This window comes from Morganella sp. HSTU-ASny43, assembly GCF_022819185.1.
GTDB classification, from domain to species: Bacteria; Pseudomonadota; Gammaproteobacteria; order Enterobacterales; family Enterobacteriaceae; genus Morganella; species Morganella morganii.
Window position 1 is genome coordinate 1 of sequence record NZ_WSPG01000004.1, and the last position, 26170, is coordinate 26170.

Consider the following 26170-nt stretch of genomic DNA (forward strand, 5'->3'; position numbering starts at 1 on the left):
ATAATATATATACATTCAATGCATTTTATGATGACTAATAATTTTTCATAAATGTCGATACGATCACAATTTTTTACTCTGTAAAATAAACATAATTCAGTTTTTAAATTCATAAATTAAGCGAAAATACAGTTTTATATTCCACAAAACAAAGCAAATTACAAATTATTAACAGAAAAAAGAAGACGGGTCATTAATATTGTTTAGTTTTCATTACTATTTTTCTCTGTTGTTATTTCTCTTCTGCTGAAAAACCACGGTTATTTTGCCGGTTTTTCCGTTTTTTGCAGTGGTTATTCCCTCCGGCAAGATAAAATACCGGCGGATAATAAAAATCCCCTGAATATTACTAATGAATCCCGGCAGCCCGTTTTCCGTCGGTGGCAGCAAATACACGAATAACAGTATGATTTTAAATAATAATTTAATTTTCATCGTATTTACCGGTGATAATACAACCAATTGTTGTATTTTTGTAACAGCCGGATTTCCACGGAATCCTTAAATTCCGTTAAGACTGCTGCCCGGCGATAAGCTTTTTTTAATTTTTATCTTTATTCTGCCGTTAAAATGGGTGAATTGTTTCACTGTGTAATAATTTCATTCATTAAAGGCACTACTATGTCCGGCCTCCTGCTGTTCAAACAACTACTCACCAAAGAATGCTGTCCCGGTATGCACTGGGACTCCGCCCGTAACCGCTTAAAATTCGCGGCCCGCAGCCTGTTTATGCCGCTGTCCACCATGAAATACCTGTCCGGCCTGACAAACACTGCCTGCTGTGATGCTATTCTGAAAAAGCAGCCGCTGCTGCCGACCAAATTACAGCGCCCGTATCTGAGCATTAATTTTCACCGGAAAAACAAATCGGCGGCTATCTGCGACCATTACCGGATCACCAAAGCCGTTCTGCCACCGGCTGTATTCAGCCGTATCTACAGCAATGAGCAGTTTTATCTCTGCCCGGTTGAAGGAAAAGAGAGCCTCTGTCACCTCTGGCTGGATGTGCAGGATGCATTTAACAAAGAGGGCGAGCTGACGCTGGAAATGCGGGATGATGCCGGTGAGATCCTGGCCCGCAGTGCATTCACCCTGCTGAACCTGAATGAAAAACGCTCACTGTTTATCGGCGCGCTCCAGGGCGGCGTCAGTGAGCAGGCTCACAATGCTATCCGGGCGGCGACTAAAAACTGTCACGGTGTATTCCCTAAACGCATTCTGACGGAAGTTATCTGCCTTATCGCCTCACTGTTTCAGTGTCAGCAGATTATTGCCACCAGTAATGAGACCCATATTTACCGCAGCCGCCGTTACCGCCATAAAAAACTGACACAATGGGTGGCCGATTATAATTCGTTCTGGGAATCTGTCGGTGGCACCGCCAATCCGCAGCACGAATATGTAATACCGCTGACCCTGCCGCGTAAACCCATTGATGAAATAGCCAGTAAAAAACGTGCCGAATACCGCCGCCGTTATCAGTTACTGGATAATGTGGCGCAGGCCGTCTGTGAACGCCTGCAACTGCCGCAGCCGGAAAATAAAACAGATGTTCAACATAACATTATTTAAGAAAAATCCTTCATTTACAGCAGGTTTGACCGGTAATTGACATTTCATTACAGAACTTATTGATTTCCCGTAAAATATAATCTGCAAAAGGCTGAATTTAATCTTAATATTGTTTCGGGGCTGCGGGAAAAATTCACTGTCTCCGCTACCCCTAATTTGCTAAAGTGGCCGGATTTACCAGTGTATATATCAGGGGTTCCGGTCATATCCGCAGAAATGCCCCATAACATGAAATAAGCTTACTTCAGATCCGGGAATAATTGATGGAAACAATGCAGCAACTTTTTTTCGCCCTCTGGCATCAGGACTATGAAACCCTGTCAAACCCGTCCCTGCTGTGGGCGATTTACATTATGCTGTTTGCCATTCTCTTCCTGGAAAACGGCCTGCTTCCCGCTGCATTTTTACCCGGCGACAGCCTGCTGATTCTTGTCGGGGTACTGATCGCCAAAGATACTCTCGATTTCCCGACAACCCTGATTGTCCTCACCGCCGGTGCCAGTCTCGGCTGCTGGGTGGGCTATTTACAGGGGCGCTGGCTCAGTAATACCAAAATAGTGAAAGGCTGGCTGTCTCATCTGCCGCCGCATTACCATCAGCGGGCACACAGTTTATTCCACCGTCACGGCCTTGCGGCGCTGTTAGTCGGCCGTTTTCTGGCGTTTGTCCGTACCCTGCTGCCGATGCTGGCGGGGATCGCCGGTCTGAATTCACGCCGTTTTCAGTTCTTCAACTGGCTGAGCGGCTTCCTGTGGGTCGGTATTTTAACGTCTCTCGGTTACTGCCTCGGTATCAGCCCGATTTTCCGAAAATATGAGCATCATCTGATGAATATTCTGATGCTGATCCCGGTGGTACTGCTGGTCTTTGGTTTACTCGCCAGCCTGTGGGTGGTGTGGAAACGCAAGCGGACAAAAACGTCTGACGACACTCACGCACAATAAATTACCAGACTATTTTTCCGGCCGGTGCAATTACAGCAGCCGGCCGGGAAACATTATCTCTCTGTCCGCCGTTTCAGCGTCATTTCCTCTGAATTACCCCGTCATCACCCGCAATGTGCAGAACAATACCGGAAAATAAACTATAATTTACCTTTAATTGCAGATAAAAAGCGGTTACTTTGAATCTGTTACGCTATAACCACCACGAGGAGTTCCTATGTCACATCATACAAATGAAGAGTTACGCGCTGAACTGAAATCATTGGCTGACACCCTGGAATCTGTGCTGAATACGGCAGAAAGTAAATCCAAAGAAGAAGTGGATTCACTGAAGAAAAAAGCACAGGCCGCGCTGGAAAATTCCCGTACCCGTCTCGCGGAAGGGAAAGAGCAGGTTGTGCAGCAGACAAAAGAGATCGCAGGCAAAGCCGATAATTATGTCCGCGAAAATCCGTGGACCGGAGTCGGTATCGGTGCCGCTGTCGGTGTGGTGTTAGGTGTTTTACTGGCCCGCCGCTGAGTTATGACCGATCAGGAGCGTCCGCAGGGGCCCGGCAAAGGGCTCCTTGATACACTGACACGTATCGCCGCCATCGTTATCAGCATGGCAGAAACCCGGCTCAGGCTTGTCGCCACTGAGCTGGAGGAAGAGAAATCCAACCTGATCCAGCTGATTCTGCTGGCCGGTGCCGCTCTGCTGCTGACAGCATTCGGTCTGATGAGCCTGATGATTCTGGTTATGTGGGCCGTTGATCCTGTGTACCGCCTGACCGCGGTGATTATCATGACATCTGTTCTGCTCGGCGGGGCACTGATTTTCGCCCTGTGGGCCGTCCGCAAAGCCCGCCGTTCATCCCTGCTGGGCGCAACCCGCGAACAGCTGGCGATCGACAGGCAACTGCTGGAAAGAAAAAAGCAGGAGCAGGATCATGAATAAGCATCTGCGTGCTGAACGCGCCCGCAAAAAGCAGGCACTGATTGACACTATCGCTGCCCAGCGCAGCGATTTGTCACAGGCCACGGATCAGTGGCTGAAAAAAACCGAATCATTTGACCGCACCTGGCAAACATTGTCACAACTGCGTCCGCTGGTTGTCGCCGGTGTCAGCCTGTTTTCCGTCTTTGCTGTCCGCCATCCGAAAAAACTTATCCGCTGGGGACAACGCGCCCTGGGACTGTGGGGTGTTTTCCGCACACTTCAGAGCAGTTTCCCCCGTAACAGGCAGAACTGACGTATCCCGCCCCCCGGATTCAAAATTTTTGATGTTGTTTATTAAGAATTCTTGCTAACAATCCTTCTCATTCGCACTTACTATTATCCCAACGAAACGGATTGGCATATCGTGCCATTTAAACAAAAGAATATGTGACTCAATCGTCATATTTACTATTCAGTATTGTTGAGCTAATAAGGATCTAACAATGAACAACTACGCTATTTTAGTCGCACGTATCATGATGCCTGTCTTATTTATTGTGGCCGGATACGGCAAATTAGGGGATGCTTATGCAGGAACTCAGCAATATATGCAGGCAATGGGTGTTCCGGGGGCATTGCTGCCGTTAACCATTCTGCTTGAACTGGGCGGCGGGCTGGCCATCCTGTTTGGTTTCTTAACCCGCACAACCGCGATTTTCACCTTTGGTTTTACTGTGCTGACCGCCCTGCTGTTCCACAGTAATTTTGCGGAAGGTGCCAACCAGTTAATGTTTATGAAAAACTTTACCATTGCAGGCGGTTATTTACTGCTGGCTGTTACCGGCCCGGGTAAATTCAGTATCGATTATTTACTGAAAAAGAAATGGTAATTGCATTCAGGCAAAGCCACACAGCAATATAATAAATAATACTATTGTGAAACATCCGCTCCGGCGGATGTTTCTGAACAGATTTATCAAAAATATGCATCATTTTTTCCGCATAACCCCGGTTCACAATATAGGCATTGGCACAATATGCATATTTAAGGCTGAGAGAACAAATATCCGCTTCATGCTCATAAACGTTGTAATAATTTCCGCCTAATAATGCAACATCCCACTCTCTTTTCTGAAGCGCGGATAAAAAGAGATTAGCCTGCAGAATATGTTCATCATCGCAATAAAAATTGCAGTCATCCTCAACAACCAGCACCGGTCCCCAGTCATTTTCAGCGATCATTTTCATCACAGCGGCATGAGAAAGCGCACATCCCAGAAATCCCGGTTTTTTCTTAACCGCATTAAAGCGGATAATTTTATGGTGGGGGATTTAAATACTTTCCAGTGCTTCCATAATATCGTTTTTGCGATCCGGCCGGGATTCGAGATTGATATAAATGACTTTTTCTATAAAGCTATGATCGAGTGCGAAATTCTCATCCGACATAAACCGCTTCAGATCCACGTTGCCTCCTGCAAATACACTGATGACATACCTTTTATTGCCGGTGAATATTCACTGAATGCTAACGGATATATATCACCGGTCAATCGCTGTTGTTCTTATTATTGATTAACGCATTTCCCGGCAACCGGCCTCCGGCACACAAAAAAATACCTGCCGCGGATAACCGGGCAGGTATCTGATGGTAAGCGCCAATAATTATTTTCCACTAAACAATTTCGGAATTTCCCGCAGACACCAGGCTTTGGCCTCACCCATGCTGTCGCGGCGCCACGCCATAATCACATTGGTTTCATGGCTGTATTCGGAGCCGATCACTTTCAGGCGGCCTTCCTGAATATCTTTTTCCACCAGCGGGTACGGCATGCTCGCCACACCCAGTCCGGCAAGCAGGGCACGACGTTTATCATCAATAGAACTGACCGTCAGGCGCTGTTGTTTGTCCAGCAGTAACACCGTCAGTACCGGACGTTCGCGGGCAGTATCCGCCACGGCAATTCCCCGGTATTTCACCCGGGTGGTATCGGATAACGGCTCCGGCTCTTTGTGGATCGGGTGATCCGGTGCCGCCACATACACATTCACCACAGAATAGAGCGGGCGGGAGTTGATTTCAGAAGAAGTGCGGAAATGCATATCCGGCGCAATCACGATATCGGCACGCCCGGTTTCCAGCCGCTCCCAGGCACCGGCAAGCACTTCGGTGGCCAGAGTCAGCTGAGTGGTGGATTTCTGTGCCAGTTTGTCCACCAGCGGGAACAGCGAGGCCGTCGGGATCAGCGCCTCACAGACGATGGTCAGATGCGGCTCCCAGCCTCTTGCCAGTGCTTCCGCATCACTGGTCAGTTTATCCGCCGCTTCCAGCAGCAGGCGGCCGCGCTCCAGCAGCATCCGCCCGACATTAGTGAATTTTGTCCGGTGACCCGAGCGGTCAAACAGAACAACATCCAGCTCTTCTTCCAGTTTCTGCATGGTATAGCTCAGGGCGGACGGTACACGCCCCAGTTCTTCCGCCGCCGCCGCAAAACTTCCCCGGCGGTCGATGGCATCCATCACGCGCAATGATTCCAGCGTTAACGCTTTGTCTTTACTCATCATTATCTCAGTCAGAAATTTTGAATGTCGCCACCAGATTAACTGGCTAACAATTCAGCGTCCAGCCCTTTATTATTTCACCATGTAGAATAACAGGCAGACCATTATGATTATACACAGAACCGCCGGACAGGCCGGGTCCGCCGACTATGGCTGGTTACAGGCGAAATATGCTTTCTCTTTCGGGCACTATTTTGACCCCGGATTTATGGGGTACGGCCCGCTGAAAGCACTGAATCAGGAGGTACTGGCTCCCGGTGCCGGTTTCCAGCCCAAATCCTATCCCGATGTGGATATTGTAAACCTGATCCTCAGAGGGAAGCACGATATTCGTGATAATGACGGACTGTATCTGGAGAGCAGACAGGATGAGTGTCTGTTTTTCTCACCGCGCAGGGATGTCAGTTACACTGAAACCAATCCCTGTGAGAAATCACCGCTGACCCGGATTCAGATCTGGCTGAAAGCTGCACGCGGCAGCCTGCGCGGCAGTTCACAAAAACTGATGCTGACACAGCAGCCGGTACAGCTGATTGCCTCGCCGGATGGTGAAGACGGCAGTCTTGATTTACAGCAGGGGGTGCGGATTTCCCATATCCTGCTTCCTGCCGGTGAATCCCTGACACTGCCGTTGTACGGTAAACGGGCATTCTATCAGTCGGTTCACGGTACAGTGACGGCGGATGACGGGCAGAAACAGGGGATAATTGAATGCGGTGACGGCGCGTTTATTCAGGACAGCCGGGAAGTGACCTTTCAGGCGAAAACGCCCTGCCGGGCACTGCTTATTGATATTCTGGCCTGACACACGGCCTGAAATGAAACAACCCCGCGTCAGACGCGGGGTTGTGATAGTGAGGAGTCAGCCGTTAAGCCGGGTTCTGTCGTGGACAATCATTCCTCTGGGCCAGCACTCACGCACTGGCTCAAGCAGCCTACCCGGGTTCAGTGCGGGCCGCACCATATGAACCCCTATTTGGCCTTGCTCCGGGTGGAGTTTACCGTGCCACGGACTGTTACCAGCCGCGCGGTGCGCTCTTACCGCACCCTTTCACCCTTACCTGTGCCCTTACGGGCCATCGGCGGTTTGCTCTCTGTTGCACTGGTCGTAGGCTCGCGCCTCCCAGACGTTATCTGGCACCCTGCCCTGTGGAGCCCGGACTTTCCTCCCCTTTACCCGTCTCCCGGAGGGACTACGATAAAGCAGCGATTGCCTGGCTGACTCCGCTGCGGATTATAAGCAGCTTTCCCGCTGATGTACAGAATAACTCCGCTCCGGAAGAGCGGATGGCGGAAAAGGCATCACTCTGCGGCAGAATCCCCGTCCAGGGTGTAACGGTAAAGAGCATTTTTCTTCACGCCGTACAGTTCCGCCACCACCGCAGCCGCTTTTTTCGGCGGCAGTTCTTTCTGCACAATCGCCAGTGCACGCAGAATTTCCGGGCTGAATTCCTCATCCTGCACCGGCTTAGCACCTTCCGCAATCAGTACCATCTCCCCTTTGCGGCGGTTTTCGTCTTCCTTAATCCAGGCCAGCAGTTCCCCGACCGGTTTCCCCTGAATGGATTCCCAGGTTTTGGTCAGCTCCCGCGCCAGCACCACATAACGGTCTTCCCCCCAGACGGTGACCATATCGGCCAGTGTATCCAGAATGCGGTGGGTGGATTCATAAAAAATCAGCGTGCGCGGTTCATCGGCCAGCGTCCGCAGTGTGTCCTGCCGGCTTTTGGTTTTGGCCGGCAGAAATCCCTCGTAACAAAAACGGTCAGAGGGCAGACCGGCAGCACTCAGCGCGGTGACAGCCGCACAGGCACCGGGCAGCGGGATCACAGTAAGCCCCGCATCACGGGCGCGGCGGACCAGATGGTAACCGGGATCGTTAATTAAAGGTGTACCTGCATCGGACACTAATGCGATACTGATCCCGGACTGTAATTTGGTAATTAATTGATCTGCTTTATACTGTTCATTATGATCATGCAGCGCAAACAACCGGTTATTAATACCGAAGTGCGAAAGTAATAAGCCGGTATGCCGGGTATCTTCCGCTGCAATCAGATCGACATTCGTGAGCACCTCAAGAGCACGTGCTGTGATGTCATTCAGATTACCGATCGGTGTCGGCACAACATAAAGTGTCGCTGCCGCAACCACGGCTTGATTAGGTTGATTCATTGTTTCGTCCAGATGATCACATTAGAATTGAGCTTTCAGAAAACTATAACCGGGTACAGTATGTTTTCCTTAACTTTATCGCGTTACCGCAGGCAATTACTTTGTACCGCACTCTTTTCCACGCTGGTTCTCTCAGGCTGTACACTTGAGAACCGGCATGCGGGCACAGCCGGCAAAGGCCAGCCGGAAACACAGGTTCAGCAATATCAGAAGATTATTGATGCAGCCGCCGGAAAGCCGTCCGTTGACGCAATCCGTGCTTATATCGCTCAGGAGCCGCTGCTCACTGATCCGGATGCACATCAGCAGAATATTGATGAAACCTGGCTGATGCTAACACGTTTTACCCCCGAAGAGCGCAATAACATTCAGGTTAACGCTGATGAAAGCGTCTTACAGGGCTGGGTTGATCTGCTTATTCTGTATCAGAACAACCAGCAGGATCTGAAAGCGCTTTCCGCCGCACTGGGTGACTGGCAAATCCGTTACCCGGATAACCCGGCCGCCAAATCCCTGCCGCAGGACCTTATCCAGACCCTGAGCAGCACCTACGGCCAGACCGGTAAAAATGCCCGCGTTGCCCTGTTCCTGCCGCTGAGCGGCCAGGCGAAACTGATGGGTGATGCTATCCGTCAGGGCTTTACTGATGCACAAAACGGCGCGGTATACAGTACCGGTTACCGGGTTGCTGATATTCCGGCCGCACAGCCGGTCAGCGCCGTTCCGGCACAGACCACCCTCAGCCCGGCAGATCCGGATAAAGATATCACCGCACCGGATGAAGCAAACGGTGCACCGTCAAATGACAGCACCGCAGACGGCGCAACCGCCGCAAGTCCGGTATCTGCCCCGCAGGTACTGCCGTACAGCGGCGAGTCCCGCACTGTCACTGACGTGAAAATCTATGATACCGACAGCAAACCGCTGGCAACTCTGCTGGCGCAGGCACAGGCTGACGGCATGGACCTGATTGTCGGGCCGCTGCTCAAAGGGGATGTGGCCACACTGGCAACCGCAAACACCCCGCTGAACATTCTGGCGCTCAATGAATTAGATACACCAATCGCCCGTCCGAATGTCTGCTACTTCTCACTTTCACCGGAAGATGAAGCCCGCAACGCCGCACAGTTTATCCGTCAGGATAACAAAACCGCGCCGCTGGTACTGACACCGGATAACAGCTTCGGCCGCCGGATCGCACAAAGCTTTGCCGATGAGTGGCAGAAAAATGGTGGTGGTTTGGTACTGCATCAGACCTTCTCCGGCAATCCGGGCAGTTCACTTTCACTGACCGGCGTGCCGGTGCAGCCATCCTCATCAGCGGCAGCGCAGCCGGACGGTACCGTGGTACAGCCGCAGCCTGTCAGCGGCGGTGTGGACTCTGTCTATATTATCGCCACCTCTGATCAGCTGATTTACATCAAACCGGCGCTGGAATTTGCCACCAGTGCGCGCGGACGCCCGGCGTTTTATGCCAGCTCCCGCAGCAATAAAGCCGGAACCGGCAAAGATTTTCAGTTTGAAATGGAAGGGCTGAAACTGACAGATATCCCGCTGATTGCGGGCGGTAATCCGCAGTTACTGAGTCAGGCAGCCGGGAAATTCGGCAACGACTATACCCGTGTCCGCCTCTATGCGATGGGCATGGATGCATGGCGTCTGGCGAATCAGTTCGGTGATATGCAGCGTCATACTCTGCGCATGAATGGCGCCAGCGGAGACATCACTGTCACTGATAACTGCACCGTTTACCGTCACCTGCCGTGGCTGGAGTTTAAGCAGGGTAATCTTGCCCCGCTGGGTGCCGCAAACTAGTCTTTGTCTGAATTTTACAGGTGACAGGATGTCACCTTTATATTGCTGATATACAGGGAACGTATTTATGCTTACATGGCTGACAGGCCGTCGTCATGAACAATTTGCCCGGCGCTGGCTGGAACAGCAGGGACTGACATTTGTTGCGCAGAATGTCCGTTTCCGCCGGGGCGAAATTGATTTAATTATGCGGGACAGCGGCACCTGGGTGTTTACCGAGGTCCGCTACCGCCGCAATGCACACTATGGCGGAGCGGCTGCCAGTGTCACAAAAACCAAACAGCGCCGCTTACTTTATGCGGCTTCCTGCTGGTTATCTCAGCAACAGCTGAGTATGCTGACCTGTGACTGCCGTTTTGACATTTGCGCCATAACCGGTGACCATATCGACTGGCTGAAAAATGCCTTTGGTCACGCCGACTTTTGTTAATGTCGTTATCCGTTGCTGATAGCAGGACTTATACGTGTTAGACAGAATTAAACAGTGTTTTACTGAAAGTATTCAGACGCAGATTGCAGCCGCAGAAGCCCTGCCGGATGCTATTTCCCGGGCGGCCATGATGATGGTTCAGTCGCTGCTCAACGGCAATAAAATCCTCTGCTGCGGTAACGGCGGGTCGGCGGCGACAGCTTCGCGCTTCGCCACCAGTATGATCCACCGGTTTGAAACCGAACGCCCGAGCCTGCCCGCACTGGCACTGAATACGGATAATGTGGTGATGACCGCAATCGCCGCCAACCGGCAGCAGGATGAAATTTATGCCAAGCAGGTCCGCGCCATCGGCCAGACCGGTGATGTGCTGCTGGCGATATCCACACACGGCAACAGCCGCAATATTATCAAAGCGGTTGAAGCTGCGGTGACCCGTGATATGACCATTGTGGCCCTGACCGGCTACGACGGCGGGGAGCTGGCTGGTCTGCTGGGTCCGCGTGATGCGGAAATCCGCGTACCCTCACAGCACAGTGTCCGCATACAGGAAGTGCATATGCTGACGGTGAATTGTTTATGTGATTTAATCGACAATACCCTTTTCCCCCACCAGGAAGACTAAGGAGATATTATGAGAATTGTGCCCGTGGCAGCACTAATCTGCAGCGCGTTACTGTTACAGGGATGTATCGGCGCAGCACTTGTCGGATCTGCGGCAGTTGCGACCAAAGCCGCATCAGACCCCCGTTCTGTCGGCACACAGGTCGATGACGGCACACTGGAAGCCCGTGTCAGCGGCCAGCTCAATAAAGATAAAGATATCAAACAGCAGCGGATTATTCCGGTGGCTTATCAGGGGAAAGTCCTGCTGATTGGTCAGGCGGAAGATCTCTCTCTGGCTCGGCGGGCAAAAGAGATTGCCGCCAAAGTGGACGGTACCGAACTGGTGTATAACGAAGTCCGCCAGGGAACACCGATTGATTTGGGGACTGCCTCCAAAGACGCCTGGATTACGACAAAAGTCCGTTCCAAGCTGCTGACCAGTGATGCGGTAAAATCCGCGAATATCAAGGTAATCACTGAAAACGGTGAGATTTTCCTGTTAGGGGTGGTTACCCGTCAGGAAGGGGCTGCCGCGGCGAAAGTAGCCAGTGAAACGGATGGCGCGAAAAAAGTCACCACCGCCTTTACCTGGCTGAATTAATTCCGTCTGCTTTCGGAAACCGATAAGAAACCTGACTTAATGTCAGGTTTTTTTATGCCCGTGCCGGATGCCTGCTTTCTGCTCATCCGCCTGAATGCAGATAAAATGCAGGATATATCAATAAATAACAAATAATAAGAATATTATACCAAAACAGTCTGAGCTGCGGTCATTATTATATTTACTTATCATTTTTGTAAAAAAACAAATCAGTAAGATAAATTCATTATACTGCGGCTAATTATCAGCCAGATTATTTTTCTTCAGGAACGTTGTTCCGCCCAGCAACTGCATCTGATGCAATATCCATTGCTGACGCTGGCGGAGATACGCGGAAGGTTTATCCGCATGCAACCGGTGGGGATTCGGCAGCACGGCAGCCAGTAATGCAGCCTCAGCCGCCGTCAGATTTTTCGCGCTTTTGCCGAAAAAGTGCTGCGCCGCCGCTTCGGCACCGAAAATTCCCGGCCCGAACTCCGCGATATTGAGATACACCGTCAGGATCCGTGACTTTGACCAGACCAGCTCAATACCGGGCGTCAGCAGCGTTTCCAGCCCTTTTCGTACCCAGCTGCGGCCATCCCACAGAAACAGGTTCTTGACCGTCTGCTGGCTCAGTGTGGATGCACCGCGTGCCGCCCTGCCTTTCTTACCGCTTTTTGACAGTGCGTCGGAGATAGCACCGAAGTCAAAACCGTGGTGGTGCGGGAAATTCTGATCCTCAGACGCAATCACCGCCAGCTTCATCTGCGGGGAAATAGCGTCTTCACCCGCCCATGTACTGTGAGCGACATAAGAAAAATTGAATGTTGACCATGCCGAAAGCTGCCTTTCCAGCATCACCATAGAGTAAGGGACAGGGAGGAACGCGAACAAAATTATCATTGTTACCCATAACAACATAACAAAAACAACTATTTTTCGCAGAAACCGCAATATCCTCCCCATCATTTTCCTCATTCTTTATCAGGCCATTCCGAGCACTTTCTTCACGAGTTTATCAATCCCGATCTGTGCCTGTGCGATATTCTCAGCCAGCATATAGGCTGGGGTTGTCACGATTTTATGGGTTTCATCTACGACGATATTATCCACCGTGCAATTGACATGTACGCCGCCCATTTCCGCGATCGCCGCCGCAATATCAGAATCATTGCCAATGGTAAGTTGTACTGATGAATTAACGATTTTCGGGATCATCACCGGTGCAATACACATAAATCCCATCGGTTTGCCCTGAGATAACATCCCACGCGTCAATAATAAAAAATATTTATCTATTTCGCAGTCAGCACCTTTTACGGCAAAATCGCACAGATTTTTTGCCGCACCGAAACCGCCCGGAACAATCAGTGCATCCAGCTGTGACGCATCCGCGTCGGCCAGCGGACGGATTTCTCCGCGTGAAATCCGTGCTGACTCTTCCAGCATATTGCGCTTTTCTGATTTTTCCTCACCGGAAAGATGATTGATAACAGTGCGTTGAGGTTCATCCGGTGCAAAAAAATACACCTGTGCGCCGGATTGGGTTAAACTGAGCAACGAAAGAACGGATTCATGGATTTCACTACCGTCGAAAACACCGCATCCGCTTAAAACGATACCAACAGATTTCATATCTGACTCCTTTTGTAGTAGATTAATGCTTAACCCTTTAGAGGTGCAAACACCAATCTTCATCACAGTTTTTAATGAATCTTGTAACAAAAATACTTATCTTTGCTATGTTGAAGCCTGTATGATGTAAGAGCCTATTTCATCACTCGCCTAAATAACGATAAATAGTTGTCGCGGGTGAACCAGTTTCCCTGGTGTTGGCGCAGTATTCGCGCACCCCAACCTCGGTTGGGGTTATTTTTTACCTGCGATTTGCCAGCCAGTTTCTTAAAATTCCCACCTGACTTTCCCAATCGTGATTCAGTTCATCGACCCACTCCTGCACGTTATCGTCCCATGCCGGTAATTCCGGTGACTGAATCTGCTGTGCAACCTGCCGCAGATGGATAAGCCCGACTGACCCGGCGGCGCCTTTGATTTTATGTCCCTCTTCCGCAATGCCTTTGCGGTCTTTCGCCACCATGTTGGAATTGAGGATCGCCAGATAGCCCGGCATCATTTTTTCAAACACATCCAGGCTGTCTTCAATCAGTTTCGGTCCCACCAGTTCGATGTACTGATTCAGCATCTCCAGATCCAGTGACTGCGCATACACGTCCTCAGACGCCGCTGAGCCGCTTTCCTCCGCAGGCAGTGCCTCACTACCGTCTCCCCAGAATTTCGCTATCATCTGCGTCAGAGCGCCCACAGCGAGAGGTTTGCTCAGCACGTCATCCATACCGGCGTCCAGATACTCTTTTTTATCCTTCAGCACATTGGCGGTCAGTGCCACCAGCGGCGGTAAATCATCCGCCTGATAACGCTGATGCAGCTCACGGGCGATATCCAGTCCGCTCATATCCGGCAGCTGAATATCCAGCAGCACAAGGTCGTACTCCTCCGGCGAGAACATCGCCAGCGCGTCACGGCCGTTCATCGCGACATCCACCGTATTACCCAGTTTTTCCAGGACAGAGCGCGCCACCACCACATTCAGCTCGATATCTTCCACCAGCAGGATATTCAGGGCCGGCAGCAGCAGACCGTCATCGTCCTCCTCCTCCGGAGCCTCCTGGGCCGGTGCGCAGACCGACAGCGTGAAGCAGGAGCCTTTGCCCGGCTCACTGGTCACGGTGATATCACCGCCCATTGCCTGTGCCAGACGGCGGGAGACCGCCAGGCCGATACCGGTACCGGTGGCAGGGCGTCCGCCCGCGCTGTCCGTTACCTGGTAATACATGGCGAAGATTTTTTCCAGCTCATCCTTCGGAATGCCGATACCGGAATCCCGCACCTCAAAGCAGAGCATATCATTGGCTTCACGCCACACTTTCACCGTGATACCGCCTTCGCGGGTGAACTTCACGCCGTTGCCGATAAGATTCCACAGGATCTGGCGCAGACGGGTGCCATCCGCCATGATCACAGACGGTACCGGCTGGATCAGGTCGAGGGTGAACTGCAGCCCTTTCGGCTGCACCAGCAGGCCGGACAGGTTTTCCAGATCAGAAATAAATTCGGTGAAATTGACCGGCTGGGTATCGAGGCGGACATTACGCCGCTCCAGTTTGTCCATCTCAATCACGTCATTGAAGATATTGCCGAGGGTGACGGCGCTGACATGAATGGTTTTCAGGTAGTTTTCCTGTTCCGGATTGAGATCCGTATCCAGCAGAATGCGGCTCAGCCCGACAATCCCGTTCAGTGGCGTACGCAGTTCGTGACTGATGGTGGAGATAAAGGTGGTTTTCTCACGGCTGGCGTTTTCAATCGCTTCCTGATAACGCTTGCGCTCAGTGATATCACGACCAAAGCCCATCAGGCCGTGGCGTTTGCCGACACTGTCATAGAACGGTACTTTGCGCAGCTCAAAGCAGGCTTTGCGTCCGTCCGGGTAGACCAGCCACTGCTCATAGGTGAGCGAAACATTATGACGGAACACTTTTTCATCCGTTTCCATCACCTTATCAGCGATTTCCGGTTCATAAATATCGCGCGGGGTCAGGCCGCGCAGCAGTTTTTCACTGCGGCCGGTAAGCAGTTCCATCGCGCGGTTACAGCCGGAAAACTCATTTTTCTCATTGCGGTAATACACCAGGTCCGGCGAAGCATCAAGGAAGGAGCGCAGCAGGACAGATTGCTGTTCAAATTCGAGCTGGGTCTGTTCGCGGCGGCTGATCTCTTTCTTCAGTTTATCCAGCAGAACAACCTGTTCATCCTCAACTTTTTCGCGCTCGGTAATCTCCTGATTCAGTTGGGTAATGTTCTCTTTCAGCTGTTCATTGAGTTCGAGATCCCGCTTGCGCATCACTTCCAGTTTACTGACCAGTCTGGACAGGCGCTGGCGGGATTCCTCCAGCTGTTCAACCACCACAGACATAAAATAGACCGCCCACGGCGTGATCAGCAGGCCGAAGAAGACAGAGCGCACCAGGTCAATGCTCTGTACTTCCCCCTGAAGCAGCATGGTGACAGCAATCTGCACCACCATCGCCAGCACCACCAGTCCCGATGCCAGCAATAACGAAAACCGGACCAGGCCCAGTTTCATCAGTAAATCAACATAATATTGTGCTAAACCGCGTAGCAATTTCATACCTGCTCCACCCGCTGAATGAGGGTTAGTATCATAACGTAAAATTGGCGGATCACAGCGTTTCCGGCGCGGATTAAGTAAAAAATCAAATCAGCCGGCGTTACAGGCATCCTCAGCCGGATAATATGGCCGGATTACCACCCGGTACTGTTTTTTTATCTGAATAAAATTAAAAACACGACATTTATCTGCAAATTAGCAGAAACAGAGCAGATAAAATCAGGTTATAAATAAAAATGCCCATGCTGCGCGGTAATAACCCGCAAAAAACAGTGATGTACATCACACAAAAAATCGGTACTCCGGTTGCGGAAACAGCGGATTAAAATCCTGAAAATAGTTTTTTTTCATTAAATTATCGCAAAAACCATGCTCACATACTGTCAGTTACCTGATATTTGACCGTCACCGTATTTCCCGGTAAGTTGAAAAACGACGTTCCGGATCACCTGTGGTCAGCACCGATATAATAATTATTCGCTTGCCGGTCGCGGCACAAACACACATCACAATACCCTTTGCTGAGATATCTGTCGTCAGCAGGGCTGACTGAGGCCCGGAAACAGCTTTGCCGCAGAAATGCGGCCTAATGTGAGACATGCAAAAGGGGCCACTTATGCTTTATAACCCGTCACAGGATAAGGACAACTGCGGTTTCGGCCTGATTGCCCACCTCGAAGGACAACCCAGCCACAAAGTCGTGCGTACTGCCATCAGCGGGCTGGCGCGGATGCAGCACCGCGGTGCGATCCTCGCCGACGGCAAAACCGGGGACGGCTGCGGTTTGTTATTACAAAAACCCGATCGCTTCTTTCAGATGATTGCTGCGGAGAATGAATGGCGGCTGGCGCGTAATTATGCAGTCGGGATGCTGTTTCTCAGTCAGGATCCGGTCATTGCACAAGCCTGCCGCGATATTATCGAAGAAGAGCTGGCGGACGAAACACTGTTTATCGCAGGCTGGCGTAAAGTGCCGGTCAGACCGGAGATCCTCGGCGAAATCGCCCTCGCCGGTATGCCGCAGATTGAGCAGGTCTTTATCAATGCTCCCGCAGGCTGGCGGGCACGGGATCTGGAACGCCGCCTGTTTATGGCGCGCCGCCGGATTGAAAAGCGCATCAGCGACCCGGATTTTTATGTCTGCAGCCTGTCCAATCTGGTGACGATTTATAAAGGGCTGTGCATGGCCGCCGATCTGCCGCGTTTTTATCCGGATCTGGCCGATTTAAGAATGGAATCCGCTATCTGCCTGTTTCACCAGCGTTTTTCAACCAATACCGTTCCACGCTGGCCGCTGGCACAGCCCTTCCGCTATCTCGCCCATAACGGCGAAATCAACACTATCACCGGTAACCGCGAGTGGGCCCGTGCCCGTGCTTATAAATTCCGCACACCGCTGATCCCAGATCTCATCACCGCCGCCCCGTTTGTTAATGAAACCGGTTCGGATTCCAGCTCGCTGGATAATATGCTGGAACTGTTTCTCAACGGCGGGATGGATCTGGTGCGTGCCATGCGGCTGCTGGTGCCGCCTGCCTGGCAGAATCACCCGGATATGGATGATGATCTGCGCGCCTTTTTTGATTTTAACTCCATGCATATGGAGCCGTGGGACGGCCCGGCCGGAATTGTTATCTCTGACGGGCGCTATGCCGCCTGTAACCTCGACCGCAACGGGCTGCGCCCTGCCCGTTATGTCATTACCACAGACAAACTGATCACCTGCGCCTCTGAGATCGGTATCTGGGATTATCAGCCGGATGAAGTCACTGAAAAAGGCCGTGTCGGGCCGGGCGAACTGCTGGTGATTGATACACAGGAAGGCCGTATCCTGCATACCCGCGAGACCGATAACGATCTCAAAACCCGTCATCCGTACAAAGCGTGGCTGGAGAAAAATGTTGTGCGGCTCACGCCGTATCAGGATCTGATGAATAAAACACCGCCGCAGCGCGCCTTCGGTGATGCACAACTGGCGGTGTATCAGAAACAGTTCGGGTACACCCTGGAAGAGCTGGAGCAGGTTCTGCGGGTGCTGGGGGAAAACGGCCAGGAAGCGGTAGGCTCAATGGGGGATGATACCCCGTTTGCGGTACTCTCCGCCCGCCCGCGCCTGATTTATGACTATTTCCGCCAGCAGTTTGCCCAGGTAACCAACCCGCCGGTCGATCCGCTGCGGGAAGCCCATGTTATGTCGCTCGCCACCAGCATCGGCCGGGAAATGAATGTCTTCTGCGAAGCGGAAGGCCAGGCACACCGGCTGAGTATGGCCTCACCGGTGCTGATGCACACGGATTTCGAACAATTACTGAGCCGTGATCCGGATTATTACCGTGCAGAACATCTGTCACTCTGTTTTGATCCGCGGGAAACCACACTGGAACAGGCGATCCGCACCCTGTGTGATAATGCGGAAGCCGCTGTCCGCGCCGGTACTGTACTGGTGGTACTGAGTGACCGGCAGATTTCCCCGGACACCCTGCCGATCCCGGCACCGATGGCGGTAGGCGCGGTACAGCAACGGCTGGTCAGCCAGAGCCTGCGCTGTGACGCCAATATCATCGCCGAAACCGCCGGTGCCCGTGACCCGCATCATTTTGCTGTGCTGCTCGGATTCGGTGCCACCGCCATTTACCCTTATCTTGCCTGTGAATCCCTGCTGAAACTGTGCAGTGATAACGTCCTCACGCACTCACCGGCACAGGTATTGCTCAACTACCGCAACGGTATCAACAAAGGACTGTATAAAATCATGTCCAAAATGGGGATCTCTGCTGTCTCCTCCTACCGCTGTGCCAAACTGTTTGAAGCAGTCGGCCTGAGTGATTCTGTGGCAGAGCTCTGCTTCCGGGGTGTACCGAACCGGATCGGCGGCGCGGATTTCAGTGATTTTCAGCAGGATCTGCATAATCTGTCCCGCCTCGCCTGGCTGCCGCGCAAACCGCTCGATGCAGGCGGTCTGCTGAAATACATTCATAACAGTGAATATCACGCCTATAACCCGGATGTGATCGCAACATTACAAAAAGCGGTTCACAGCGGACATTATGCGGATTATCAGCACTATGCTGCTCTGGTAAACGGCCGTCCGGCGGCCATGCTGCGCGATTTGCTGGCACTGCGCACCGATACACAACCTATCAGTATTGATGAAACTGAATCGGCGGAATCCCTGTTTTCCCGCTTTGATACCGCCGCCATGTCTATCGGTGCCCTCAGCCCGGAAGCCCATGAGGCACTGGCTGTCGCCATGAACCGGCTCGGCGGCAGCTCCAATTCCGGCGAAGGCGGAGAAGACCCGGCGCGGTTCGGCACAGAAAAAAACTCTAAAATCAAACAGGTGGCCTCCGGCCGCTTTGGTGTGACACCGGGGTATCTGCGCAGTGCGCGGGTTATCCAGATCAAAGTGGCACAGGGCGCAAAACCCGGCGAAGGCGGCCAGTTGCCGGGAGATAAAGTCACGCCGTATATCGCCTCGCTGCGCTATTCGGTGCCCGGCGTCACCCTGATTTCCCCGCCGCCGCACCATGATATTTACTCTATCGAAGACCTGGCACAGCTGATTTTCGATCTCAAACAGGTCAATCCGGAAGCACTGATTTCCGTCAAACTGGTCTCTGAACCGGGCGTCGGCACCATTGCTACCGGTGTGGCCAAAGCCTATGCCGATTTCATCACCATTTCGGGATATGACGGCGGCACCGGCGCCAGTCCGCTCACCTCTGTCAAATACGCGGGTACCCCGTGGGAGCTGGGGCTGGCAGAAGCCCAGCAGGCACTGGTGAGCAACGGTCTGCGCCATAAAATCCGCTTACAGACAGACGGCGGACTGAAAACCGGACTGGATATCATCAAAGCCGCCATTCTTGGTGCGGAGAGCTTTGGTTTCGGTACCGGCCCGATGGTCGCCCTCGGCTGCAAATATCTGCGCATCTGCCACCTGAATAACTGCGCCACCGGCGTGGCAACCCAGGATGAAACGCTGCGCCGCGATCACTATCACGGCCTGCCGGAGCGGGTAATGAACTATTTCCGCTTTATTGCACAGGAAACCCGTGAGCTGATGGCGCAACTGGGGGTGAGAAAACTGACCGATCTTATCGGCCGCACTGATTTGCTGGTCAGAATTGAAGGCACCACTGCCCGGCAGCAGAAACTGGATCTGTCCGATTTACTGGTCTCTCCGGTACCGCATGAAGGTGCGGCACTGTTCTGCTCTCAAACTAACCCGCCGTTTGATAAGGGGGAACTGAACCGCCGCATCCTGGAAGATACCCGGACCTGTGTGCAGACACAGCAATCCCGTGCCTTTTATTATGATATCCGCAATACCGACCGCTCAGTGGGGGCTGCGCTCTCCGGCTTTGTAGCGGAGCTGTACGGCAACAGCGGGATCGCCGCTTCGCCGCTGAAACTGCATTTTACCGGCACCGCCGGGCAGAGTTTCGGGGTCTGGAATGCCGCCGGGATTGAACTGACGCTCACGGGCGATGCCAACGACTATGTCGGTAAAGGCATGGCGGGCGGGCAGATTGTTCTGCATCCGCATCCGGGTTCTGCCTTTGCCGCTCACGACACCACAATTGCCGGAAATACCTGTCTGTATGGTGCCACCGGCGGCAAACTCTACGCCGCAGGCCGTGCCGGAGAGCGCTTTGCTGTCCGTAACTCCGGCGCACTCGCGGTGGTCGAAGGCGTCGGTGATAACGGCTGTGAATATATGACCGGCGGGATTGTCTGTGTGCTCGGCAAAACCGGAATTAACTTCGCGGCCGGGATGACCGGCGGATTCGCTTATCTCTATGATGAGGACGGCACCGCCGCCGGACGTGTCAATCCTGAAATGGCGGAAACCCGCGATATCAGCGGGCTGCCGGTTCTGCAGGAACATTTGCGCGGCATGCTGGAAGACCACCGCCGCCTGACCGGTTCCGCCAGAGCAGACGCACTTCTCAGAGATTGGACAGAGCAGGCCGGGCGGTTTATCCTCGTCAAGCCGAAATCTGCGGATATTTATGCACTTGCCGGGGTAACCCGCCACGCAGACACTGAATTACGGATCCGGGCACAGTAAGGGGAATCAAGATGAGCCGCAATGTTTATCAGTTTATTGAATTACAGCGTACGGATCCGCAAAAGCTGCCGCTGGCACTCCGTAAAACCGAATTTATCGAGATTTATGAGCCGTTTTCGCCGCCGCAGGTGAAAGAGCAGGCGACCCGCTGCCTCGGCTGTGGTAATCCGTACTGTGAATGGAAATGCCCGGTACATAACTATATCCCCAACTGGCTGCGGCTGGCGGAGGAAGGCCGGATTATTGAGGCCGCAGAGCTGTCACACCAGACCAACAGCCTGCCGGAAGTGTGCGGCCGGGTGTGTCCGCAGGATCGGTTGTGCGAAGGTGCCTGTACCCTGCATGACGAGTTTGGCGCGGTCACCATCGGCAATATTGAACGTTATATCACCGATAAAGCCTTTGAGATGGGCTGGAAACCGGATCTCTCCGCTGTCCGTCCGACCGGAAGAAAGGTCGCGGTGATTGGCGCCGGTCCTGCCGGGCTGGCCTGTGCCGATGTGCTGATCCGCAACGGCGTAACCCCGGTGGTGTTTGATAAACACCCGGAAATCGGCGGGCTTCTCACCTTCGGTATTCCGTCGTTTAAGCTGGAAAAATCCATTATGCAGCGCCGCCGTGAGCTGTTCACAGAGATGGGTGTGGAGTTTCAGCTGAATACCGAGATCGGAAAAGAGATCACGCTCAGTGAGTTACAGCAGAATTATGATGCCGTCTTTATTGGTGCGGGCACCTATCAGTCGATGGGCGGCGGGCTGAAAAATGAAGATGCCGCCGGGGTGTACAGCGCCCTGCCGTATCTGATCGGCAATACCCGTCAGGTGATGGGGTTGCCGGATGATGATTCCGCTCCGTTTATTGACCTGAAGAATAAACGCGTCGTGGTACTCGGCGGCGGAGATACGGCAATGGATTGCCTGCGGACCGCCATCCGTCAGGGTGCTGCAGAAGTGACCTGTGTGTACCGCCGGGATGAGGAGAACATGCCGGGCTCGCGCCGTGAGGTGAAAAATGCTAAAGAGGAAGGGGTTAATTTCCGTTTTAACTGTCAGCCATCCGCCATTGAAACCGATGCAACGGGTAACGCCTGTGGTGTCCGCGTATTAACCACCCGGTTGGGTGATGCGGACAGCAGCGGCCGCCGTCAGATTGAAACGGATGATAATTCCGCCTTTGTTATTGATGCCGATGCGGTCATTATCGCGTTCGGTTTCCGGCCGCACGCGATGCCGTGGCTGGACGCTCTCAGTGTCACACGGGATCAGCAGGGCCGGATCAGCGCCCCGGCACAGGCAACTTATCCGTTTGAAACCTCCGTCAGCGGTATTTTTGCCGGCGGGGATGTGGTACGCGGCTCGGATCTGGTGGTTACCGCCATTGCCGAAGGCCGCCGGGCGGCAGAAAGTATTCTCGATTATCTGCACGTATGAGCAGAGTAATTACCTGATCATGCTGCCTTAAATGCAAAAAAGACCGCTTTCGCGGTCTTTTTTATTTATCGGTCTGTTACTTCACGACACGTAAGTTCGGACGGCCACGCGGTGGTTTCGGCGGCTCCGGGTCATCCCCGTCGGTGCTTTCTTCCGCCGGTTTTACCGGTTCGTCGTGGATCAGGGTGATGTTATCCACTGCCGGAGTCAGAATATCTTCTTCTTCCGCAGCCTCATAAGCCACTTCCGGCTCAAACATCATCCCGGCACCGTTTTCACGGGCGTAGACCGCAATAATGGCAGCCATCGGCACATCCACCTGGCGCGGAACACCGCCGAAACGGGCATTAAAACCGACCCACTCGTTGGTCATTTCCAGATTACCCACAGCGCGCGGTGCAATATTCAGGACAATCTGACCATCCTGAGCATACTCCATCGGCACATTCACACCAGGGGTGTTCACATCCACCACCAGATGGGGTGTCAGTTCATTATCCAGTAACCATTCATAGTGCGCCCGCAGCAGATAAGGGCGGCGCGGTGTTAATTCCTGAATATCCATCAGCGGTTAACCCCGTGACTGTAAACGCATCTCACGCTCAGCTTCCGTCAGGGAAGCCAGGAAAGAGTCACGCTCAAACACGCGCTGCATGTAGAACTGCAGGTGTTTGGTATCAGAAGACGGACGTGCGGACAGGTCGATACCCAGTACCGGCAGACGCCATAACAGCGGAGACAGATAGCAGTCCACCAGGCTGAATTCTTCATTCATGAAATACGCGTATTCTTTGAATACCGGCGAGACAGCAACCAGCTCTTCCGTTAACTGTTTGCGGGCCTGGTTCGCTTCCTGGGCAGAGCCCTTTTCAATTTTATTCATCAGCGAGTACCAGTCCTGCTCGATGCGGTGCATCATCACACGGCTCTGCGCACGCATCACCGGGTAAACAGGCATCAGCGGCGGATGCGGGAAACGCTCATCAAGGTATTCCATGATAATACGTGAATCATATAAGGTCAGCTCGCGATCCACGAGTGTCGGTACCGTCTGGTATGGGTTCAGATCGATCAGGTCTTGTGGCAGATTGCCTGCTTCGACATGCTCAATTTCAAAACTTACCCCTTTTTCCGCCAGTACAATCCGTACCTGGTGGCTGAAAATATCGGTCGGGCCGGAGAACAGAGTCATTACCGAACGTTTGTTGGCAGCGACAGCCATGAAAACCTCCAAGTTTATCAAAATAAAGGAATGAACAGCGCACTACGCCATTCCTACCTGTAATCTCTCACTGAATCCGGGAAAGAAAACCACAGCGGGCCAATCCGGGCGCGCGGCAGTGTGTTCAGGGGCGAGAAAAATGTTTGTGCCAGTTTACCAGATTTTGCTCAACTTAGGGTGAGTCAGGGCAAAAAATCATTCAAAAACACTAAAAATGGGGGTTAACAGGGACAGATTCATGAAATAAACATGAAATTACAGGTTATGTCGGGATAATTTGCGGCAGTTATACGGTTATAAAAAAACCCGCCGATGGCGGGTTTTTTGTATTCCAACGAAACCAGTGATTAACGTTTGGAGAACTGTGGACGGCGACGTGCTTTGCGCAGACCCACTTTTTTACGTTCAACTTCACGTGCATCACGCGTTACGAAGCCTGCTTTACGCAGCTCAGAACGCAGAGATTCGTCGTACGCCATCAGAGCACGGGTGATACCGTGACGGATTGCGCCTGCCTGACCAGAGATACCACCACCTTTAACAGTAATGTACAGGTCCAGTTTTTCTAACATTTCAACCAGTTCCAGCGGCTGGCGAACTACCATGCGTGCTGTTTCGCGGCCGAAATAGTTTTCGAGGCTGCGTTGGTTGATGACGATGTTACCACTACCCGGCTTAATAAAGACACGAGCGGATGAACTTTTGCGGCGACCAGTGCCGTAGTATTGATTTTCAGCCATTGCCTATAATCCCGATTAAATGTCCAGAACTTGCGGTTGCTGTGCCGCGTGATTGTGCTCGTTACCTGCGTAAACTTTCAGTTTACGGTACATTGCACGACCCAGAGGGCCTTTCGGCAACATGCCTTTCACAGCGATTTCAATAACGCGCTCAGGATGGCGTGCGATCATCTCTTCGAAGGTCGCTTGCTTAATACCACCAACGTAGCCAGTGTGGCGATAGTACACTTTGTCTGTACGCTTGTTGCCGGTTACAGCAACTTTTTCTGCGTTCAGAACGATGATGTAATCACCGGTGTCAACGTGAGGAGTATATTCCGCTTTGTGCTTACCGCGCAGACGGCGGGCTAATTCAGTTGCAAGGCGGCCTAAAGTTTTGCCGGTTGCATCAACAACGAACCAGTCGCGTTGTACGCTTTCTGGTTTAGCTGTAAAAGTTTTCATTAAAGCTTACCCAATAAATAAGTTACATGTTGGTGAACCAATGTTCAGAAACTGAGGCTCACACGACGCTTGTCCAGTAAACCTACCCCTTCGAGCAGAATCATCTGGCGCTAGTTGCAGTCTTCTTTGGGAAATAAAGAAAACCGCTGTAACGTGGGGTCGCAAGATTATAGAGAAGTCCCTGCAAAAAATCGACCCCAAATTAAAAAAATTTCCCCGAAACCCTTTTCAGGGGGGCGCATTATACCAGATGCGGCAGTTTCAGGTACTCCTCACTTTGCATTTCCTGCAGCCGGGAGAGGCATCTGGCGAACTCAAAGGACAATAACTGCCCCTGATAGAGAGAATCCATCCCGCTCTGCGCCTGAATAATCAGTTTTACTTTTCGCTCATAAAACTCATCCACCAGCGCCAGAAAACGCCGCGCCGCATTCTCATTTTCCGTGGTCAGCACCGGAACCTCATACAAAAGCACGGTGTGATAGATTTTCGACAGCGCAATATAGTCGAGCTGGCTGCGCGCATCCTCACACAGTGTCCGGAAAGTCACCGCCAGCACACCATCCGTTTCCCGCACCACCGGCAGCTGACGGTGATTGATGGTCAGCGCCGCCTGACCGGCTTTCTGTCCGCCGGTCAGCCGGGAGAACATGCTGTCCATTGCCGCTGACGTTTCCGCATCCGCCGGGGTCAGCCACATATGGGCCTGAGTCAGCGTGCGCAGACGGTAATCAATCCCCGCATCCACATTCAGCACATCACAGTATTTTTTGATCTGATCAATGGCCGGCAGAAACCGGGCGCGCTGTAATCCGTTACGGTACAGATCATCCGGCGGGATATTGGAGGTCGCCACCAGCGCGATACCGCGCTGAAACAGGGCTTCCAGCAGAGTGCCGAGGATCATGGCATCCGTGATATCGGAGACAAAAAATTCATCGAAACAGAGAACATCCGTTTCCTGTGCAAAGCCGTCGGCAATGTTCTCCAGCGGATTTTCATGTCCCTGAAGCGCCGTCAGCTCCTCATGCACCCGCAGCATAAAGCGGTGGAAATGCAGCCGCAGCTTACGCGGCCCGGGCAGGCTGTCATAAAACAGATCCATCAGCCAGGTCTTGCCGCGCCCGACCCCGCCCCACATATAAATACCCTGCACCGGCGGACAACTCACCGGCGCGGGGGCTTTTTTCAGCCAGCGGTTCAGGGTGCCGCGCAGCCCTTTTTCCGGCTCAGGGGAGCATGGTGTGCGCATCAGGAGCGCCTGATGCATCTCTGTCAGCCGGTCAACGGTACGCCGCTGCACGTCGTCCGGCGCAAATCCGCTGCCGTTCAGTGCCTGCTGATACAACTCACGCGGTGTTGTGCTCATAAACGGTAATCCCTTAATATTATCAGAGGTTTTTATTGAGATTTTTATGATGTAGCGGCGGGTATTATACCCGGA

Annotated in this window: 25 protein-coding genes and 1 other RNA gene; 13 read left to right on the forward strand and 13 right to left on the reverse strand. The window is 52.5% G+C overall.

Translation table 11 applies throughout. The annotated features are described in order from the left end of the window. The first annotated feature begins 621 nt into the window (after nt 1-621). From GN208_RS03005 to GN208_RS03030, 6 genes are all read left to right on the forward strand, one after another. On the forward strand, nt 622-1572 hold the full coding sequence (locus GN208_RS03005) for a VirK/YbjX family protein (RefSeq protein WP_004236371.1): 951 nt from the start codon (nt 622-624) through the stop codon (nt 1570-1572). Nucleotides 1573-1835: 263 nt separating this feature from the next. Next, on the forward strand, nt 1836-2516 hold the full coding sequence (locus GN208_RS03010; protein ID WP_004236370.1) for a DedA family protein: 681 nt from the start codon (nt 1836-1838) through the stop codon (nt 2514-2516). A gap of 217 nt (nt 2517-2733) precedes the next feature. Beyond that, on the forward strand, nt 2734-3036 hold the full coding sequence (locus GN208_RS03015) for a YqjD family protein (RefSeq protein ID WP_004236369.1): 303 nt from the start codon (nt 2734-2736) through the stop codon (nt 3034-3036). A 3-nt stretch (nt 3037-3039) separates the two neighbouring features. Then, complete coding sequence (locus GN208_RS03020) at nt 3040-3453, forward strand: phage holin family protein (RefSeq protein ID WP_004236368.1); 414 nt, start codon at nt 3040-3042, stop codon at nt 3451-3453. Beyond that, a complete protein-coding gene (locus GN208_RS03025) occupies nt 3446-3748 on the forward strand; it encodes a YqjK-like family protein (protein WP_004236367.1) in 303 nt (100 codons plus the stop codon). Before GN208_RS03020 ends, GN208_RS03025 begins: the two co-directional genes overlap by 8 nt. Nucleotides 3749-3938: 190 nt before the next feature. Next, nucleotides 3939-4325, forward strand: a complete 387-nt coding sequence (locus GN208_RS03030; protein ID WP_004240479.1) for a DoxX family protein — start codon at nt 3939-3941, stop codon at nt 4323-4325. Here GN208_RS03030 and GN208_RS03035 read toward each other — a convergent pair. The 3 genes from GN208_RS03035 to GN208_RS03040 all read right to left on the reverse strand — a co-directional run bounded on the left by GN208_RS03035 (nt 4291) and on the right by GN208_RS03040 (nt 5997). Further along, complete coding sequence (locus GN208_RS03035; protein ID WP_318670397.1) at nt 4291-4767, reverse strand: glycosyltransferase family 25 protein; 477 nt, start codon at nt 4765-4767, stop codon at nt 4291-4293. The two genes, GN208_RS03030 and GN208_RS03035, sit on opposite strands and share 35 nt — an antisense overlap. Next, nucleotides 4768-4902, reverse strand: a complete 135-nt coding sequence (locus GN208_RS18045) for a hypothetical protein (RefSeq protein ID WP_256364898.1) — start codon at nt 4900-4902, stop codon at nt 4768-4770. Nucleotides 4903-5100: 198 nt separating this feature from the next. Then, nucleotides 5101-5997, reverse strand: coding sequence for a LysR family transcriptional regulator (locus GN208_RS03040; RefSeq protein WP_015422972.1), 897 nt, complete (start codon nt 5995-5997; stop codon nt 5101-5103). A 106-nt stretch (nt 5998-6103) separates the two neighbouring features. On the opposite strand from GN208_RS03040, the gene GN208_RS03045 reads away from it, so the two are divergent. Then, entirely contained in the window at nt 6104-6802 is a 699-nt protein-coding gene (locus GN208_RS03045) for a pirin family protein (RefSeq protein WP_004236363.1), read from the forward strand. A 49-nt stretch (nt 6803-6851) separates the two neighbouring features. On the opposite strand, the gene rnpB is transcribed toward GN208_RS03045, so the two are convergent. Both rnpB and rsmI read right to left on the reverse strand, forming a co-directional pair. Further along, nucleotides 6852-7223, reverse strand: an RNA gene (gene rnpB / locus GN208_RS03050) — RNase P RNA component class A. Nucleotides 7224-7299: 76 nt separating this feature from the next. Continuing rightward, complete coding sequence (gene rsmI / locus GN208_RS03055; RefSeq protein WP_036412939.1) at nt 7300-8172, reverse strand: 16S rRNA (cytidine(1402)-2'-O)-methyltransferase; 873 nt, start codon at nt 8170-8172, stop codon at nt 7300-7302. A gap of 60 nt (nt 8173-8232) precedes the next feature. On the opposite strand from rsmI, the gene GN208_RS03060 reads away from it, so the two are divergent. The 4 genes from GN208_RS03060 (at nt 8233) to dolP (ending at nt 11624) form a co-directional block, all read left to right on the forward strand. Continuing rightward, complete coding sequence (locus GN208_RS03060; RefSeq protein WP_004236361.1) at nt 8233-9987, forward strand: penicillin-binding protein activator; 1755 nt, start codon at nt 8233-8235, stop codon at nt 9985-9987. A 67-nt stretch (nt 9988-10054) separates the two neighbouring features. Next, nucleotides 10055-10417 carry a YraN family protein gene (locus GN208_RS03065; RefSeq protein ID WP_004236359.1) on the forward strand — a complete coding sequence of 121 codons (363 nt, stop codon included), beginning with the start codon at nt 10055-10057 and terminating at the stop codon, nt 10415-10417. A gap of 34 nt (nt 10418-10451) precedes the next feature. Beyond that, nucleotides 10452-11042, forward strand: a complete 591-nt coding sequence (gene diaA, locus GN208_RS03070; protein ID WP_004240488.1) for a DnaA initiator-associating protein DiaA — start codon at nt 10452-10454, stop codon at nt 11040-11042. Nucleotides 11043-11051: 9 nt separating this feature from the next. Continuing rightward, a complete protein-coding gene (gene dolP / locus GN208_RS03075; RefSeq protein ID WP_004236357.1) occupies nt 11052-11624 on the forward strand; it encodes a division/outer membrane stress-associated lipid-binding lipoprotein in 573 nt (190 codons plus the stop codon). Nucleotides 11625-11861: 237 nt separating this feature from the next. Here dolP and mtgA read toward each other — a convergent pair whose 3' ends face one another. The 3 genes from mtgA to arcB all read right to left on the reverse strand — a co-directional run bounded on the left by mtgA (nt 11862) and on the right by arcB (nt 15816). Beyond that, entirely contained in the window at nt 11862-12584 is a 723-nt protein-coding gene (gene mtgA, locus GN208_RS03080; RefSeq protein WP_024474531.1) for a monofunctional biosynthetic peptidoglycan transglycosylase, read from the reverse strand. Nucleotides 12585-12590: 6 nt separating this feature from the next. Continuing rightward, nucleotides 12591-13241: an isoprenoid biosynthesis glyoxalase ElbB gene (gene elbB, locus GN208_RS03085; RefSeq protein ID WP_243828291.1), complete on the reverse strand. Its 651-nt coding sequence runs from the start codon at nt 13239-13241 to the stop codon at nt 12591-12593. 241 nt (nt 13242-13482) lie between these two features. Further along, entirely contained in the window at nt 13483-15816 is a 2334-nt protein-coding gene (gene arcB, locus GN208_RS03090; RefSeq protein ID WP_004236354.1) for an aerobic respiration two-component sensor histidine kinase ArcB, read from the reverse strand. A gap of 616 nt (nt 15817-16432) precedes the next feature. Here arcB and gltB point away from each other — a divergent pair. Together gltB and GN208_RS03100 are read left to right on the forward strand one after the other, a co-directional pair. Next, complete coding sequence (gene gltB / locus GN208_RS03095; protein ID WP_004236351.1) at nt 16433-20890, forward strand: glutamate synthase large subunit; 4458 nt, start codon at nt 16433-16435, stop codon at nt 20888-20890. 11 nt (nt 20891-20901) lie between these two features. Continuing rightward, nucleotides 20902-22320, forward strand: coding sequence for an FAD-dependent oxidoreductase (locus tag GN208_RS03100; RefSeq protein WP_004236349.1), 1419 nt, complete (start codon nt 20902-20904; stop codon nt 22318-22320). A gap of 76 nt (nt 22321-22396) precedes the next feature. On the opposite strand, the gene sspB is transcribed toward GN208_RS03100, so the two are convergent. From sspB to zapE, 5 genes are all read right to left on the reverse strand, one after another. Next, on the reverse strand, nt 22397-22885 hold the full coding sequence (gene sspB, locus GN208_RS03105; RefSeq protein ID WP_004240493.1) for a ClpXP protease specificity-enhancing factor: 489 nt from the start codon (nt 22883-22885) through the stop codon (nt 22397-22399). 6 nt (nt 22886-22891) lie between these two features. Beyond that, complete coding sequence (sspA, locus tag GN208_RS03110; protein ID WP_004236347.1) at nt 22892-23542, reverse strand: stringent starvation protein SspA; 651 nt, start codon at nt 23540-23542, stop codon at nt 22892-22894. Nucleotides 23543-23889: 347 nt separating this feature from the next. Continuing rightward, on the reverse strand, nt 23890-24282 hold the full coding sequence (gene rpsI, locus GN208_RS03115) for a 30S ribosomal protein S9 (protein ID WP_015422974.1): 393 nt from the start codon (nt 24280-24282) through the stop codon (nt 23890-23892). Between the two features lie 15 nt (nt 24283-24297). After that, a complete protein-coding gene (gene rplM, locus GN208_RS03120; protein WP_004236344.1) occupies nt 24298-24726 on the reverse strand; it encodes a 50S ribosomal protein L13 in 429 nt (142 codons plus the stop codon). 241 nt (nt 24727-24967) lie between these two features. Next, nucleotides 24968-26095, reverse strand: coding sequence for a cell division protein ZapE (gene zapE, locus GN208_RS03125; RefSeq protein ID WP_004236343.1), 1128 nt, complete (start codon nt 26093-26095; stop codon nt 24968-24970). Nucleotides 26096-26170 lie beyond the last annotated feature (75 nt).